A 14,797-nucleotide genomic window follows, 5' to 3' on the forward strand; every position below is an offset into this window, starting at 1 on the left:
TGCAAACAGGGGCGATTGTGTTCGGCCAGCCAGCATTTCAGGCCGTGCGCCAGCTCCCGCTGGAACGCCGCCTATTCGGCGAACTGCCGCGCGCAGCCGGCTGATCGAGCTGCCCCCACTGCCTCCACGCATCGGCGTAGTTCGAATATCGGTCGTGCAATGGCTCATCCAGGAACACGTCAAGCTTCTCGCTGTACCGCTTCTTGTAGTTGTCCAGAGCCGCAATGCCGTCCGCGCACTCGGTCTCATCGATATAGACGTTGCCGGCCATCTTCATCCGGGTCTGCTGAATGCCGACGTTCACATCCACGATCCGGGGAATGACATTGAACCGATGGCTAGGCAGGAGCTCGGACAGCATCTGCTCGAACGTCACGGCATCTTCCGTGGCCTTGGTCAGCCGCTCATAGCCTGCGTCGTGCGGGAGATGGTGCGTTCCATAGACGTAGCCGCGGCTGAGCAGGTAGCTCGCATAGTGGTCCAACGCCTCGCCGCTGTTCTCGTAGGCATGGATGAAGCGATGCTCGCCAGCCACAAACTGGTGAAACCAGATCGCGGTCGTGTCGTTCCGCCCCAGATCCCAGAAGGTGTTCACCGGCACGCCCGGCTGATACGGCACGCGGCGAATGCGCCCGTTCGCCCTCAGCTTCTGCATCTCGTTGAGGTAGTAAGCCCCCTTGACCTTGCTGCCTTTCCACAGCCCTTTCAGCAGCGCTTCGCGCTCTTCGGGCTCCATCTGCAGCAGCGCCTCACGGTAGCCTGTGCCAGCCAAGTGCGGGTTGTCGGATAGCCTCGCCGGAATGAACCGACGGCGCAGGGTCGTGATTACGCCGACTTCGTCATCGACCACATCGACGGGGATGTTCGTCTCCCGTCCATCCTGCTGGATGCCCCAGCGCTCCATCACCCACTTCTGCCCCGGCCCATCGGGGTTCGTTGTGGCCCGGATGTAGCGCGGCAGCGTCTTGTCGGTGCTGCGGCAGCGCGAGAACAGGTAGAGGTAGCAAACCGGCGTGGCCCATAGCGTCAGCTCGTCGAAGCCGATGTAGTTCCAGGCCCGTCCGCGATACTTCAACCGGTCGCTGTCGTTTTGCAGGTAGCCGAATTCGATCTTCGCGCCACTCGGGAACGTCCAGATCTTGTCACCGGTGTGGTACGTCGCCCCAGGCACAATGAGCGGATAGATTTCCCGCGACCTGTCAATCAGGTCGCGCAGTTCCGGAAACGACCGCCGAAAGAGGATGGCACGGTGGTGCGGGTTGTCCGGCCCCTCGTGCTGCAGGCACAGCGCGTCGATCAACAACGCATCGGACTTTCCCCCACCAGCCGCTCCGCCGTACAGCACCTCGAAATCGTCGCAGGACAGGAAGGCCGACTGTCGCTCGGTCGGCCTCCAGATTTCCTCTTGCGCGCCCATCTCAGTCTTGGTCGTCCCGCTGAAGTGGCTTCGTCTCCACGACCGCGGGGATCTTCGCAGGCACGATCACCACCTTCGTGACAGACTCCGACTGGATCGGCCCTCCGTCCTTGCCGGTGTGCTCCACCTTGTCCTTGAACATTCCTAAATGGCGACCCACGTCGACCAGCGCCGCGCGCTTGTCGTGGAACTTTACACGCAGCCCCTCTTTCGTTTGCGCCACCTCGGAGATTGCTGCAGCGTAAGCGGTAACCGAGCGGCGTTCTTGCCTACTTCGAGCGCGGGTGGAGATCGGATCGAAGCGGATTGGCCGCGAAGTGTTGCTTCCACAGCCTTGGGGTGAGTTGCGCGACATCGGCGGCAGGGTGCTGGCCGACGCGCTGGAGCACATCGACCAGATAGGCATAGGGGTCGATGTCGTGCAGGCGACAGGTGGCGATCAGGCTCTGCGCGATCCCCACGTATTTCGCGCCGACCTCGGTCCAGCAGAAGAGCCAGTTGCGGCGGCCCATCGGCACTACGCGTAGCGCCCGCTCGAGGTGGTTGGTGTCGATCGGCACCTCGGGGTCGGCGAGGTAGACCTCGAGGGCGGCCCGGCGCTCACGCACGTAGGCCAGGGCAGTGGTCAGCGGTGAGCTCGGCAGTAGCCCCTGGGATTCGAACTGGGCGTCGACCCAGTCGAAGAACCGGTCGACCATCGGCTTGGCCTGGGCGAGCCGGTATGCGCGGCGTGCCTCGCCGATGAGTTGTGCCTCACGGATGTGCTGCTCTACCGCGTAGAGCTGGCCGATCATCTCCAATGCCTGCGTCGCCCGTTCGGGCTCGATCGACTGGGCCTCGAAGAATTTTCTTCTCGAGTGCGCCCAGCATTGCGCGCGCGTGAGCCCGCATTTTTGTGCGTAACGTTCGTAGGCCGCGTAGCCGTCGGTGAGCAGCACCGCCCCCTCGGGCGGTGGGTCGGTCCCCAGGGTCTGCGCAATGTGTTTGCCACTACGCCCCTCGTGATAGGCGAAGCAGATTTCGTCGCGCTCGCCATACACCGGCCAGAAGTAGCCGCCCTTCATCTTCCCCGGGCCGGCGCGCCCGGCCTTGATCGGGGTCTCGTCCATCGCCTTGATGCGACTTGCGCGGATCGAGTCGAGCTGGGCCGTAAAGACCGGCTCGAGCAGCGCGAGCGCCGCGTGGGTGAGCTGCGTGAGCCACGGGCGCGAGACCCGGATGCCGTTGTCCCCGAGCCGCTGATGCTGGCGGTACAGCGGCTGGTGGTAGCAGAACTTGTCGGTGATGAGCCCGGCGATGAAGCTCACGTCGGCGCGGCTACCGTCGATCACCCCGGCGGGGGCCGCCGGGCAGTGGATCGTCTGCGTGTCGCGGCGCTTGATGACCGGGCGTACGTACTTGAGGATCACGTAGCTGCCCGGGCGCTGCGCCAGGCGATGGCTCACCTTCTCGCCGATCACCTCGAACTGTTCGGCGGTGAGGCCCTCGGTCTCGGGGTTGGCGAGCGTGATCGTCTCGACCGGGACGCGCGTCTCGTCGAAGAACAGCGCCGAGTCGTCCTTGCTCTGGGTGAAGTCGGTGCGCGACGCACGACGGGTGTGTCCCGCCACGGTCTTGCCGGGGACATCGGGCTGTGTGTCGGGGATCGGCAACTCGCCCAGATACATCTGCGTGGTGTCGGGTGACACCACGCGCTTCTCGCTCTTCTGGCCAAAGAGCTGGCGGCGGAACCACTCAAGCTGATGCTTGAGTGCCGCAAACTCGAGCCGCATCGCATCCATGTCGCGCTGCAAGGCGACGTTCGCCTGCGCCATCTCGACGATGCGCTCGGGCGCCCACTGGGCGGCCTCGGCAAGGGTCGGAACGGGGGTGCAGTGCGGCGCGGGCATGGCGCGTATTTTACCGCAGAACCCAGCATTCATGCGGGTTGCACGGCGTTTGCGGGCAGTTGGAAACGGCGCTTGGTGCGGGCCGGCTCGATGCCTTCGAGCAAGAGTTTGAGCCCGGTCCAGTCCATCTGGCGCGTGCGGACCTGCGCCCAGTTCGACACGAAGCGCCCCTGCTCGAGACGCTTGGCCCACACGCAGAATCCGGTGCGATCCCAGTACAGCACCTTCATCTGCGTGCCGCGTCGGTTGATGAACACGAACAGCTCGCCCGACAGCGGATCGCAGCCGAGCGCCTGGCGTGTGAGCGCGTACAGGCCGTCGAAGGATTTGCGCATGTCGACCGGGCGGCCATAGACATGGACCCGGACCGCGCCTTCGGGGAAGAACATCAGCCGCGCGACAGGTGAAGGATCACGCCGTCGCCCAGGTCGAGCCGCAGTTCGAGGCGACCCGTGCCGCCGAGTTTGAGCGTGCCGGCGTCGACGAAGCCAGTGGCCTCCATCGCCAGCGCGGCAGGCTGCGTACTCGGCTCGCCCAGCAGGCTACGCCAGCGCCGGAAGCTCGACTCGCTGAGCCCCTCGCGGGCGCAGAACGGCTCGATCCCCAGGCCGCTCGCGGCAAACCGCGCAAAGACGGTTTCCCACTCCTGGCGGCTACGCCGCCGCCACTTGTTGTTGGTCGCTGTCGCCCTGGTCACTGCCGGCTCCTCCCTGATGAATGTGGGAGGGATTGTTCCGCGTGGGCGCGGGCGGGCAAAGAACGCCGCTCAGTGACCGGTTACGGCGCATCGGGGAAGCGCAATCCGCGTCCTTCACGTTTGACTGTCCCGGCGTTGCAGACGGAACGGTTACGGGCGCCTCAGTCAAACGCGCCTCTGCCGGGTGGTTGAAGCCGTTTAGCGACATCCAAATTGGGGTCTACCAGTCCGCCGATCCGGCAAGTACGCAACTTTACCTGCAGGTAAACGACAGCAATGGTCGCAACGCGCGCTTGCGAGGCTATGAGAACATGTCGAGCGCCCTAGAAGGTGAAGGCCCTTTCCCCACCTTCGCACAACTCGTAGAGGGGGTTACGTGGGCGAAAAGCAACGCTGCAGACGCAATCGCAAAACGATGGGCGCTTTTTGCGGACGGGTCGCTGGTGTATTTCTACCAAGCCACATACAACACTGCGAACCCCACAGTGGGGGCCTTTGGCGACTTTGAAACCTTTGTCCCGGGGGATCGGTATAACTGCATTATTGCGGGGTCTGAGACTTACCCCAACACAGTATATCCAGGGTTCAATGCCGGGTTTTTAACCCCGTCGAGCACACTAGGGGTTTATCTGGCCCGCCGCGCCAATCAAACCACGCGCTCAGAGCCTTGGTACAGAGTGGGGGTGCAGTGGTCCGTTCAGGGGGCCCGCCCGTTTGGAAATAACACTAATATGGTGAGCGGAGCGGGCGCTGTTTTGCGCCAGCCTGTTTTCGTGTCGGATGGCATGCAAACTGCAGTGTTCCGGGGGTTTTTGCCGGGGTTGCTCGAACCCATGCACCGCGCGTTCGCAAACACCGCAACAGAACCGTTCGACGGGAGCGGGCCATTCAGCGGTCGCAGGATTGTCGGCTACTCCGTAGGAGCGGTCGACCAGTATGGCTCGGTTGCGTTCGACGTAACCGGGCCGTGGAGGTAGTCTCATGAGATTTTACGGCGCCATGCGCATTGTGCCCGAACCACTCCCTGGGAGGTTGTTTGGCTCGACAAAAATCGCCGGAAGTCCCGACGTGCCGATCAGGCGCCGTGTGCAGATTGTTTCTGCGGTAAGCAACGCCCACGGGCACGTATTCCCGAACAGCGAATCTTCCGTTACGTGGACATGGGCCGACGAAGACGGCAACTGGGAAGTGCAAAACCTCAACCCCTCCCTTAAGTACCACGTCATTGCCTACGACCACACCAGCGTCTACGACCCGGTGATCAAACTCAACCTCGTCCCCACCGTCGATCCGTGATCTTGTCACCATCCCACCTCGCCGCGCGTGCCGCCGCTGCTCGTCTGCCGGCGCTGTATGCCTCGCTCGCCATGCTTGACAGCGGTGTCGGGCGCGCGCGTATCGAACTGCTCGACGCAGGGGCAACGGTGCTTGCCGTGGTCTGGATGCAGGACGGCGCGGGGGGCGTCGATGAGTCCGCTGCACAGCTTGTGCTCACCACGCCGATGGAGGGCGCCATCGCCGCGGCGGGCACACCGGTCGCCGCGCGCATCCGCGACGCCACGGGCGCGCTGTGGGCGGACGGGCTCACGGTGTCCGATGACGGCCCGGAGAGCGCGGGCGACATCCGCCTGGCAGACACTGATCTCGTACCGGGCCACTTTGTCCGCATCACCTTGGCCGTGATACAGGGGTAACGTGACCACGCCCGTCGATATGCGCTTTGCAGCGCTTGTCACCCCCACGCCGGCCGCGGTCGATCTGCTCTTTGGCGCCGAGAGTGTGTTTGCGCCGCGCGTCGAGGGCACGCTCGCCGCTACGCTGCCGCCGGCGGATCTGCCTGGCCTCTCGCTGGTCGCCGATGGCGTGCTGTGGGCCGAACTCATCACCGACGTTGGGCCCGTAGTGGGCGCCCCGCACGGCCGGCGGCCCGCCCAGGCCGCCGCGCTGGGCGTTGGCCAACAGGCAATGCAGTCTGCGCAGACGTCTGCAGCGGCGCGCCATGCCGCTGCGGCGCCAGTCAGAGCGCCGATGGTGCTGCGGCAGTCCAGCATGCAGCCGTCCAGTCGTGCGAGCGTGATGCGGGCGCAGCAGGCAATCCCGCTGGCCGCCGGGGTTGGCGTGGCACAGCAGGAATCGACGCGGCAGCAGCAGGGCGCGGGTGCACGGCATCAGCACGGACTGCCGCTCGGCCAGGGCGTCCGCAGCGACCACCAGGAACGTATCCGCCTGCGCCGCCGCCTACGCACCGATCAGCGGCAGGCCGAGTCTGTGGTCACCCGCGGCACGGTCGGCCACCAGTCGGGCAGGCCGCTGTACCAGGGCGTGACCGTGCGCCACCAGCAGATGATCCCTCTGCCGCTCGGCTGGTGGCAGATCGCCTACCCCTGGCCCGAACCCCCCTTCGACCCCAACGCCCCCAGCAGCCCGGTGGCGCTCAAGTTCTGCCGGCTGGCCGATGGCACCACGGCGCTCGTGTTCGGGTGCCGCCCCTATGTGCCGCCCCCGCCGCCGGGCGAGGTCGTTGTCCCCATCCGGAGAGCCTATATCGTGCTCAACACCATCACCCTCGTGCGTGCAAGCGACGGCGCATCGCTCGACGCCACGGCGCTCACACTACAGATCGATGCCGACTCCTGGACATGGGGCTGGGACGCCACTATCCCTGGCGCGCAGCTTGCCCTGGTCGAGCCGGCCGACTACGGCGAGCCCGTCGAGCTCATCGCTAACATCAACGGGCAGAGCTTCCGCCTGCTGGCCGAGCGCATCGCCCGCGACCGCCGCTTTGGGCAATCGCGCCTGCGCGTCAGCGGCCGGGGCAGGGCGGCCCTGCTCGCTGCGCCGCACAGCCCCATCGTCACCCGCCACAACGACGCGGCCGCGCGCACCGTGCAGCAGCTGCTCGGCGACGCCCTCACTGACAACGGCGTTAGCCTGGGCTGGGCCATCGACTGGCAGCCCGCCGACTGGCTCGTGCCCGCGGGCGCCTGGCACCACACCGGCAGCTACATCGAGCACGCGCAGCGCATCGCGGAGGCGGCAGGCGCCTACGTCCAGGCCGACCCCGTTACAGACACGCTCCGCATCCTGCCGCGTTACCCCCTGCTGCCCTGGGAGTGGGCTACGGCCACGCCCGACATCGAGCTCCCCAGCGCGCCCGTGGTGCGCGAATCCATCGAATGGGTCGAGCGCCCGGCCTACAATCGCGTGTTCGTCACCGGCGCCACGGCCGGAGGCATCCTCGGCCAGGTCACGCGCGCCGGCACCGCCGGCAACATCGCCGCCCCAATGGTCACCGACCCCCTTGTCACCCATGCCGACGCCGCCCGCGCGCGTGGCCGCGCCATCCTGGCCGACACCGGCCGCCAGGCGCGCGTCACGCTCGACCTGCCCATACTGCCCGAGACGGGCATCATCGCCCCGGGAAAGCTCATCCGCTACACCGACGCCGGCGTCGTCCGCATGGGTCTCGTGCGCAGCACTGCGGTACGCGCACAACTCCCCACTGCGCGCCAATCCATCGAGCTGGAGACCCACGCATGAGCAACCTCTACCGCAAGTTCCGCGCGTTGATCCCAGACGCCCCTCTGCTGGTCGGCGTTGTCACCTCGGCCGCCCCCGTCCGCGTCCAGCTGCCCGACGGCAGCCTCATCGCCCCGCGCGGCTCGGCCGAGCTGGGCGAGGCGGTGTTCGTGCGCGACAACGCGATCGAAGGCCCCGCGCCTGCGCTGCCGGTCGAGCTCATCGAGATCTGACGCCCCCTCGCACGCTACAATGCAGGCGGACTATCGCAAGGAGACCGCCTGCATGCCTTACAACCCCATACTGCGCTTGGCGTGCGGCGCCATTCTTGCCGCGCTCTCCGTGGTTTCGACAGGCGCTCATGCGCAGGTCTACAAGTGTACAGTCGGCGGGCGGGCCGTGTTCTCTGATCAGCCATGCGCACCAGATGCCAAACCCATCAACGTACGCCCCGCAACTGGCGCCAGCAGCGCGAGCGCGTCGGCCTCGGAATCGGACCCTCGGCAGATCAACATGTCGAACAATCCGCAGGCGGTACTTTCCAGGCTTGAGCGCGAGCGCCGCGTCCGCGAGACAGAGCACGAGCTTCGCGATATCCGGGACCGCATCGTCAACGAACAGGCGGAGATGGACCGCGAGCTCGCTGCACTGCGTCTCCAGAAAACGCGCGCCAACAACAACCTGGCCGGTGCCACCTGGGAGAAAAGCATCAGCGAGGAGATGAGCGCCGTAGTCGCCCGCTACGACCTGCGGATCAGAGCGCTGCAGGATGATGTGCGCCGGCTCGAAGGGGAGTTGAGCGAGATGCGGCGGTAAGGGGCAATCGGCTACATCGCCAATTTGGCGTAGAAAATGGCGTAGCTTTTAAGGCTGGTCAGCTTAGGGGTAGATAATTCAACAGAGCACACTGCTGCATCATGGGAGTGTGGGCGGCGATTTCCGCTTCGCTCAATGCTGCGCCGGCGTGGGTGGTCGAATCGATGGGAGTGCGTGCTGCCAACAGAAACCTCTTGCGCGCTGTATTGTCGTGAGTGAGGGCGAGATTATCGCCCCGGACAGATCGAATACCGCCCCCAGGGGAGACAGCCATGAACGACCGCGATCAGGAAACCCGCAGCCTTGGCCGCAAGCTTGGCGTGCTGGCCACGCTCGCCTTTCTGGCGCTGGGCTGGGTGAGTTTCGATTCGGTGCTTGAGCGCCGCGACAATCCAAACCGCAACCTGGTCGTCACTCAGGGGGCGCAAGAGCTGGTGCTCAAGCGCAACCGCTTCGGCCACTACCTGGCGCCAGGCGAGATCAACGGCCAGCCGGTGGTTTTTCTGCTCGATACCGGTGCGACCCAGGTATCGGTGCCCGCCCATCTTGGCCCCCAGCTCGGGCTGCGGCCCGGCGCCGCGGGCTCGGTGATTACCGCAAATGGCAACGTCACCGTGCACCAGACCCGCATCGACACCCTGGCGCTCGGGCCCTTCGAGGTACGTAACGTGAGCGGCCATCTAAACCCCGGGATGCAGGGAGCGGAGATCCTGCTCGGAATGTCGGTGTTGCGCCACCTCGAATTCACCCAGCGCGGGGATACGCTCACCTTGCGCATCCCCGGGGCTTAGCGAAACCTCAGGCCTGCATGCTGGCCGGTCGGTAGGCCTGGATGATCGGCAGCAACTGGCCGAAGATCTTCGGTGTGCCGGCGACGACGTTGCCGGTGGTGAGGAAGTTGCCTTCGCCCGAGAGGTCCGAGACCAGGCCGCCAGCTTCCTGGATGATCAGCGCGCCGGCTGCCATGTCCCACGGCGACAGGCCCATCTCCCAGAAGCCGTCCAGGCGTCCGGCGGCGACATAGGCGAGGTCGAGCGCAGCTGCGCCCGGGCGGCGGATACCCGCTGTCTTCTGGGTAAGCTCCTTGAACATCGCCAGGTAGGCGTCGATCTGGTCGAACTTGCGGAACGGGAAGCCGGTGCCGATGAGTGCTTCATTCAGGCGCGCACGTCGCGACACGCGAATGCGGCGATCGTTGAGGAAGGCGCCGCTGCCGCGCGAGGCAGTGAACATCTCGTTGGTGTTCGGGTCGTAGATCACCGCGTGTTCGAGCACGCCGTTTTTGGTCTGTGCGATCGACACCGCGTATTGCGGGAAGCCATGGATGAAGTTGGTCGTGCCGTCGAGCGGATCGATGATCCAGTTGAACTCGCTCTCCTGACCATTGAGGGGGCCGGACTCACCCGACTCCTCTGCTAGAATCCCGTGCCCTGGAAAGGCGTCGCGCAGCACCTCGATGATGGCTTTTTCGGCAGCGTGGTCGACCTCGGTAACGAAGTCGTTCGGCGACTTGGACTGCACTGCCAGCAGTTCGAGCTGGGTCGAGGCGCGATTGATGACGGTCGCTGCGCGACGGGCGGCCTTGACGGCGATGTTCAGGGTGGGATGCATGCGAAGCGGTCTCGGTTAAAGAATGCGGGGCCTTCATTGCGGTAGCGCGCCTGGCGCGCGCCGCGTCAGTCGGGCTGACCGGCAGAACTCGGAAAACACAGAATTTTAATATGAATCGCCCACTTGCGCTTGACCGCATCCGTATCGTGTTGTCGCGCACCACGCACCCCGGAAACATCGGTGCCGCCGCCCGCGCGATGAAAGTGATGGGCTTGCACGAGTTGTGGCTGGTGGCGCCGGAGTCCTTTCCCGACGAGGTCGCGAGCGCGCGCGCATCCGGCGCCGGCGACATCCTGGCGACGGCGCGGGTAGTGGACTGCTTGCAGGACGCACTTGCCGACACCGTCTTCTCGGCAGCGCTCACCGCGCGTCGGCGGGAGCTGTCCTTGCCGCGCATGCAGGCTCGCGACGCGGCGCTTGAGATCGTCGGGCGCTGCGCCGACGGACCGGTGGCGCTCGTCTTTGGTAACGAGACCAGTGGCCTGACCAACGAGGAGGTGGGGTTGTGCAGCCTGCCGGTGACCATTCCCACCAATCCCGACTTCTCTTCGTTGAACCTGGGGGCCGCGGTACAGGTGCTGGCGTATGAGTTGAGAATGGCGGCGATCGGTGCCGAGGCCGTGCTTGAGCCCGACACCTTTGGCGAGCCCGCAACCCACGCCGATTTCGAGGGCTTCATGGCCCACCTCGAGCGCGCGGTGACGGCAAGCGGCTTTCATGACCCGGCCAACCCCAAGCGCCTGCTGCCGCGCATCCGCCGCCTGTTCAATCGCGTCCGTCTCGAGCGTGAGGAGGTGGCCATCCTGCGCGGGATGCTGACGACTTTCGAGCAGCCCCGGCGACGTGGCTAGGCTTGGGCGCAGTCGCGCGCGCCTGTCCAGGCGTCGCAACTCGCCCCGGATGACCGGGCTTTGAATTCATTGCCTAAAGTCGATTAAAATAGTCGGGAATTGGTTCCGTGCCTTCCCGGCCGCAATCCTATCCGGAGTGTTTCTCGAAAATGTTCAACCGCCTGCGTGAAGACCTCGCCAGTGTCCGTGAGCGCGACCCCGCCGCGCGTTCGACCTTGGAGGTGCTTACGTGTTATCCGGGCATCCATGCGTTGATGTTCCATCGTCTTGCGCAGGCCGCGTGGACGCGGGAATGGCATTGGCTGGGGCGCTTCATCAGCCACATCGGGCGATTTCTGACCGGTATCGAGATTCATCCCGGCGCAGTGATCGGGCGTCGCGTCTTCATTGATCACGGCATGGGTGTGGTGATCGGCGAGACTGCGGAGATCGGTGACGACTGCACGATCTACCAGGGCGTGACCTTGGGCGGAACCTCGCTCTACCGCGGCGCCAAGCGTCACCCTACGCTTGGCAAGGGCGTCGTGATCGGTGCCGGTGCAAAGGTGCTTGGCGGTTTTACCGTGGGCGATGGTGCAAAGGTCGGCTCCAACGCAGTAGTCGTCAAGCCCGTTCCGGCGGGCGTGACGGCAGTGGGCAATCCTGCGCGCCTGATCGATCCCGAGCGTGATGCCGCGCGCGAGAACAAGGCCGAGCAGATGGGTTTCAGTGCCTACGGCGTGACACGCGACATGGATGATCCAGTGTCCAAGGCGCTGCACGGGTTGCTGGATCACTCGGTGGAAACCGACAGGCGACTGCAGGCCATCATCGCCAGGCTGGAGGCGGCCGGGGTGAAGCTTGACGAAGCGGTCGAGCGGGCCGATGACTTCGACGCGAGCCGTTTGTCGAGGATGGTGGACTGAGCGTACAAGGCCTCGTAGCCTGGCTGGCGAGTAGTTGACCGTTTTTGTCGGGATACGTATAGTCGACCGAAACGTTAAGGTATTCGCAGTGCGCGGCATTCATGCAGTCGCAGCGGGGCCGTTGGACATCCAGGAGCCGACATGAGATTGACGACCAAGGGACGTTTCGCCGTGACGGCGATGATCGATCTGGCCTCGCGCCAGGCCGAGGGGCCGGTTACGCTCGCCGGAATCGCAGAGCGTCAGCACATCTCGCTTTCCTACCTCGAACAGTTGTTCGGCAAGCTGCGCCGGCATCAGATCGTCAGTAGCGTCCGCGGCCCCGGTGGCGGCTACCGGCTTGCGCGCGAGATGGACGCCATTACCGTGGCCGACATCATCATCGCCGTGGACGAGCCGCTCGATGCCACCCAGTGTGGCGGCAAGGAAAATTGCCATGATGCGCATCGCTGCATGACGCACGACCTGTGGGCCAACCTCAATAAGCGCATGTACGCCTATCTCGACTCGGTCACGCTCGAGGCCTTGGTGAATCGTCAGGTGCGCCCTGATGCCGACATGGCAGTGCTCAAGAACATCCGCCGTCGCGCTACGCTTGCGCTGCATGCAAGCGCGGTTGCCTGAGAGTTCGTCGATGAGTTTCGCACCGGTCTATCTCGACTGGAACGCCACCACGCCGCTCGACGAGGTCGTGCGCGAGGCGATGCTGCCCTGGCTGGGTGTGGGTGAGCAGGCGCGCTTCGGCAATGCATCGAGCCGGCATGAGTACGGCCGCCAGGCGCGCGCCGCGATAGACGAGGCGCGGGTGCGCGTGGCATCGGCGGTCGGTGCGCATGCTACCGAGGTGGTCTTTACCAGCGGTGGCTCGGAAGCCAACAACCTCTTCCTCAAGGGCGCGGCGGGAGTGTTCAAGCCGGCGCTGCTTGCGATCAGTGCCATCGAGCACCCTTGCGTACGCGAGCCAGCTCGCCAGTTGCAGCGTGGTGGATGGGCGCTGCGCGAGATCGGCGTGGATGCGCAGGGGCTGGTCGATGAAGCCTCCTGGCAAGCAGTGCTGGCAGACCGGCCGCGCCTTGTCTCGGTGATGATGGCCAACAACGAGACCGGTGTCGTGCAGGACCTTGCACGCATTGCTGCGCAGGCCCGCACCGTGGGCGCATGGGTTCATACCGATGCGGTACAGGCCGTGGGCAAGCTTGAAGTCGATTTCCGTACGCTCGGCGTGCATGCGCTGAGCCTGTCGGCGCACAAGATCGGCGGCCCGCTCGGGGCGGGAGCCTTGATCGTCGACAAGCGGGTCGAGCTCATGCCCCTGATCGCAGGCGGCGGCCAGGAGCGCGGATTGCGCTCGGGCACCGAGAACGTGGCCGCGATCGTGGGCTTCGGAGTGGCCTGTGAGCGTGCGCGGGCGGCCCAGGCGCAAGAAGCGCAGCGGCTTGGCGCGCTGCGTGAAGAACTCGAGCGTGGGCTGCTGCAGTGCGGTGCATCGATCTTCTCGGCTCAGGCCCCGAGGCTGCCGAATACCGTTTTCTTTGCCATCGGTCAGATCGACGGCGAAACCCTGGTTGCCAAGCTCGATCGTGCGGGCTTTGCCTGCGCAAGCGGTTCGGCCTGCTCAAGCGCCAATCCCGAGCCCTCTCACACACTGTTGGCTATGGGTGTGGAGCGTGGCCTGGCGCGAGCGGCGGTGCGCATCAGCCTCGGTCGCGACACGACGGCGGAGCAGGTGCGCGCTTTCCTGGCCGCGCTTGCAGGTGTGACCGACAATCTCAGGAATCTGGCCTCGGTTGCAGCCTGACCGCGACTGCCCGGCACGACACCCAATACTCGAACAACGACTCTGCGGAGAGACTGAATGAAGTTCCCGATCTACCTCGACTACTCGGCCACGACCCCGGTGGATCCCCGAGTGGCGGAACAGATGATTCCCTGGCTTACCGAGCACTTCGGCAACCCGGCCAGCCGCTCCCACGCCTACGGCTGGGCTGCGGAGGAGGCCGTCGAGACGGCGCGCGAGCAGGTCGCCGCGCTGGTCAATGCCGACCCCAAGGAGATCATCTGGACCTCGGGTGCGACGGAGTCGAACAACCTGGCCATCAAGGGTGCTGCGCACTTCTACAAGGGCAAGGGCAAGCACGTCATCACCCTCAAGACCGAACACAAGGCCGTGCTCGACACCGTGCGTGAACTCGAGCGCGAAGGCTTCGAGGCGACTTATCTCGACGTGCAGGAGAATGGCCTTGTCGATCTGGAGGCCCTCAAGGCTGCGATTCGTCCCGACACCATCGTGATCTCGGTGATGTTTGTGAACAACGAGGTCGGTGTCATCCAGCCGATCGCGGAGATCGGTGAGCTGTGCCGCGAGAAGGGTATCGTCTTCCATGTGGACGCCGCGCAGGCGACGGGCAAGATCGGGATCGACCTTGCTGCGCTCAAGGTGGACCTGATGAGCTTCAGTGCCCACAAGACTTACGGTCCCAAGGGCATTGGCGCGCTCTATGTTCGGCGCAAGCCGCGTGTGCGCCTGGAGGCGCAGATGCACGGCGGCGGCCATGAGCGCGGCCTGCGCTCGGGCACCCTGGCCACGCATCAGATCGTCGGCATGGGCGAAGCCTTCCGTCTTGCGCGCGAGGAGATGGGTGTGGAGAACGAGCGCATCCGCCGCTTGCGCGACAAGTTGCTGGCCGGGCTCACGGACATCGAGGCAACCTATGTCAACGGCGACCTCGAGCAGCGCGTTCCGCACAACCTCAATATTTCCTTCGCCTACGTCGAGGGCGAGTCGCTGATCATGGCCATCAAGGAGATCGCCGTGTCCTCCGGTTCGGCCTGCACCTCGGCGAGCCTGGAGCCCTCCTACGTGCTGCGCGCATTGGGACGCAATGACGAGCTTGCCCACAGCTCCATTCGTTTCTCGATCGGGCGCTTCACCACGGAAGAAGAGGTGGACTACGCCATCGACCTGCTGCGTCGCAAGATCGGCAAGCTGCGCGAGCTGTCGCCGCTGTGGGAGATGTACAAGGATGGCGTTGACCTCGACACCGTGCAGTGGGCCGCGCACTGAGATCGCTGCGAACACGGCTCGAACGAAG

At 65.1% G+C, this 14,797-nt stretch carries 17 protein-coding genes; 11 read left to right on the forward strand and 6 right to left on the reverse strand.

Annotation, left to right across the window (positions count from 1 at the left end; all coding sequences use genetic code 11):
• Window positions 1-37: 37 nt before the first annotated feature.
• From B447_RS21780 to tnpA, 5 genes are read right to left on the reverse strand one after another with little or no spacing between them, the layout of a single operon-like run.
• Complete coding sequence (locus tag B447_RS21780; protein WP_002937346.1) at window positions 38-1,417, reverse strand: terminase large subunit domain-containing protein; 1,380 nt, start codon at window positions 1,415-1,417, stop codon at window positions 38-40.
• Window position 1,418: 1 nt separating this feature from the next.
• Window positions 1,419-1,640, reverse strand: coding sequence for a hypothetical protein (locus B447_RS22445; RefSeq protein ID WP_002937348.1), 222 nt, complete (start codon window positions 1,638-1,640; stop codon window positions 1,419-1,421).
• Between the two features lie 46 nt (window positions 1,641-1,686).
• The gene (gene tnpC / locus B447_RS05110) at window positions 1,687-3,306 is read right to left on the reverse strand and encodes an IS66 family transposase (RefSeq protein WP_002937033.1); all 1,620 of its coding nucleotides are present in this window, start codon (window positions 3,304-3,306) and stop codon (window positions 1,687-1,689) included.
• Window positions 3,307-3,335: 29 nt separating this feature from the next.
• Window positions 3,336-3,695 carry an IS66 family insertion sequence element accessory protein TnpB gene (gene tnpB / locus B447_RS05115; RefSeq protein WP_002937031.1) on the reverse strand — a complete coding sequence of 120 codons (360 nt, stop codon included), beginning with the start codon at window positions 3,693-3,695 and terminating at the stop codon, window positions 3,336-3,338.
• Window positions 3,695-4,003 (reverse strand): IS66 family insertion sequence element accessory protein TnpA, encoded by a 309-nt coding sequence (gene tnpA, locus B447_RS05120; protein ID WP_002937029.1) that lies wholly within the window; start codon window positions 4,001-4,003, stop codon window positions 3,695-3,697. Before tnpA ends, tnpB begins: the two co-directional genes overlap by 1 nt.
• A gap of 981 nt (window positions 4,004-4,984) precedes the next feature.
• Here tnpA and B447_RS05130 point away from each other — a divergent pair.
• The 6 genes from B447_RS05130 (at window position 4,985) to B447_RS05155 (ending at window position 9,129) form a co-directional block, all read left to right on the forward strand.
• The gene (locus tag B447_RS05130) at window positions 4,985-5,299 is read left to right on the forward strand and encodes a hypothetical protein (protein WP_002937354.1); all 315 of its coding nucleotides are present in this window, start codon (window positions 4,985-4,987) and stop codon (window positions 5,297-5,299) included.
• 2 nt (window positions 5,300-5,301) lie between these two features.
• A complete protein-coding gene (locus B447_RS21785; protein ID WP_157384643.1) occupies window positions 5,302-5,697 on the forward strand; it encodes a hypothetical protein in 396 nt (131 codons plus the stop codon).
• Between the two features lies 1 nt (window position 5,698).
• Window positions 5,699-7,543, forward strand: coding sequence for a hypothetical protein (locus B447_RS05140; protein WP_051018757.1), 1,845 nt, complete (start codon window positions 5,699-5,701; stop codon window positions 7,541-7,543).
• A complete protein-coding gene (locus B447_RS05145; RefSeq protein ID WP_002937357.1) occupies window positions 7,540-7,755 on the forward strand; it encodes a hypothetical protein in 216 nt (71 codons plus the stop codon). The genes B447_RS05140 and B447_RS05145 overlap by 4 nt, the downstream gene beginning before the upstream one ends.
• Before the next feature lie 52 nt (window positions 7,756-7,807).
• Window positions 7,808-8,338 carry a DUF4124 domain-containing protein gene (locus B447_RS05150; RefSeq protein WP_002937358.1) on the forward strand — a complete coding sequence of 177 codons (531 nt, stop codon included), beginning with the start codon at window positions 7,808-7,810 and terminating at the stop codon, window positions 8,336-8,338.
• Between the two features lie 272 nt (window positions 8,339-8,610).
• Window positions 8,611-9,129: a retropepsin-like aspartic protease family protein gene (locus tag B447_RS05155; RefSeq protein WP_002932483.1), complete on the forward strand. Its 519-nt coding sequence runs from the start codon at window positions 8,611-8,613 to the stop codon at window positions 9,127-9,129.
• Between the two features lie 7 nt (window positions 9,130-9,136).
• Here B447_RS05155 and B447_RS05160 read toward each other — a convergent pair whose 3' ends face one another.
• Window positions 9,137-9,949, reverse strand: a complete 813-nt coding sequence (locus tag B447_RS05160; RefSeq protein ID WP_002932481.1) for an inositol monophosphatase family protein — start codon at window positions 9,947-9,949, stop codon at window positions 9,137-9,139.
• Window positions 9,950-10,059: 110 nt separating this feature from the next.
• On the opposite strand from B447_RS05160, the gene B447_RS05165 reads away from it, so the two are divergent.
• From B447_RS05165 to B447_RS05185, 5 genes are all read left to right on the forward strand, one after another.
• A complete protein-coding gene (locus tag B447_RS05165; protein WP_002937359.1) occupies window positions 10,060-10,800 on the forward strand; it encodes an RNA methyltransferase in 741 nt (246 codons plus the stop codon).
• Between the two features lie 149 nt (window positions 10,801-10,949).
• Entirely contained in the window at window positions 10,950-11,705 is a 756-nt protein-coding gene (gene cysE / locus B447_RS05170; protein WP_002937362.1) for a serine O-acetyltransferase, read from the forward strand.
• 141 nt (window positions 11,706-11,846) lie between these two features.
• Window positions 11,847-12,329: a Fe-S cluster assembly transcriptional regulator IscR gene (gene iscR, locus B447_RS05175; protein ID WP_037982424.1), complete on the forward strand. Its 483-nt coding sequence runs from the start codon at window positions 11,847-11,849 to the stop codon at window positions 12,327-12,329.
• A 10-nt stretch (window positions 12,330-12,339) separates the two neighbouring features.
• Complete coding sequence (locus B447_RS05180) at window positions 12,340-13,503, forward strand: cysteine desulfurase family protein (protein WP_002937366.1); 1,164 nt, start codon at window positions 12,340-12,342, stop codon at window positions 13,501-13,503.
• A gap of 57 nt (window positions 13,504-13,560) precedes the next feature.
• Window positions 13,561-14,769, forward strand: coding sequence for an IscS subfamily cysteine desulfurase (locus B447_RS05185; RefSeq protein ID WP_002937369.1), 1,209 nt, complete (start codon window positions 13,561-13,563; stop codon window positions 14,767-14,769).
• Window positions 14,770-14,797 lie beyond the last annotated feature (28 nt).

It is taken from the genome of Thauera sp. 27, from assembly GCF_000310125.2.
Classification (GTDB): Bacteria; Pseudomonadota; Gammaproteobacteria; order Burkholderiales; family Rhodocyclaceae; genus Thauera; species Thauera mechernichensis.

Coding starts and splice junctions, on each gene's coding strand:
- iscR (WP_037982424.1), top strand. CDS start 11,847: ATGAGATTGACGACCAAGGGACGTTTCGCCGTGACGGCGATGATCGAT.
- B447_RS05150 (WP_002937358.1), top strand. CDS start 7,808: ATGCCTTACAACCCCATACTGCGCTTGGCGTGCGGCGCCATTCTTGCC.
- B447_RS05185 (WP_002937369.1), top strand. CDS start 13,561: ATGAAGTTCCCGATCTACCTCGACTACTCGGCCACGACCCCGGTGGAT.
- B447_RS05180 (WP_002937366.1), top strand. CDS start 12,340: ATGAGTTTCGCACCGGTCTATCTCGACTGGAACGCCACCACGCCGCTC.
- B447_RS05130 (WP_002937354.1), top strand. CDS start 4,985: ATGAGATTTTACGGCGCCATGCGCATTGTGCCCGAACCACTCCCTGGG.
- tnpC (WP_002937033.1), bottom strand. CDS start 3,306: ATGCCCGCGCCGCACTGCACCCCCGTTCCGACCCTTGCCGAGGCCGCC.
- tnpB (WP_002937031.1), bottom strand. CDS start 3,695: ATGTTCTTCCCCGAAGGCGCGGTCCGGGTCCATGTCTATGGCCGCCCG.
- cysE (WP_002937362.1), top strand. CDS start 10,950: ATGTTCAACCGCCTGCGTGAAGACCTCGCCAGTGTCCGTGAGCGCGAC.
- B447_RS05145 (WP_002937357.1), top strand. CDS start 7,540: ATGAGCAACCTCTACCGCAAGTTCCGCGCGTTGATCCCAGACGCCCCT.
- B447_RS05165 (WP_002937359.1), top strand. CDS start 10,060: ATGAATCGCCCACTTGCGCTTGACCGCATCCGTATCGTGTTGTCGCGC.
- B447_RS05160 (WP_002932481.1), bottom strand. CDS start 9,949: ATGCATCCCACCCTGAACATCGCCGTCAAGGCCGCCCGTCGCGCAGCG.
- B447_RS21780 (WP_002937346.1), bottom strand. CDS start 1,417: ATGGGCGCGCAAGAGGAAATCTGGAGGCCGACCGAGCGACAGTCGGCC.
- B447_RS05155 (WP_002932483.1), top strand. CDS start 8,611: ATGAACGACCGCGATCAGGAAACCCGCAGCCTTGGCCGCAAGCTTGGC.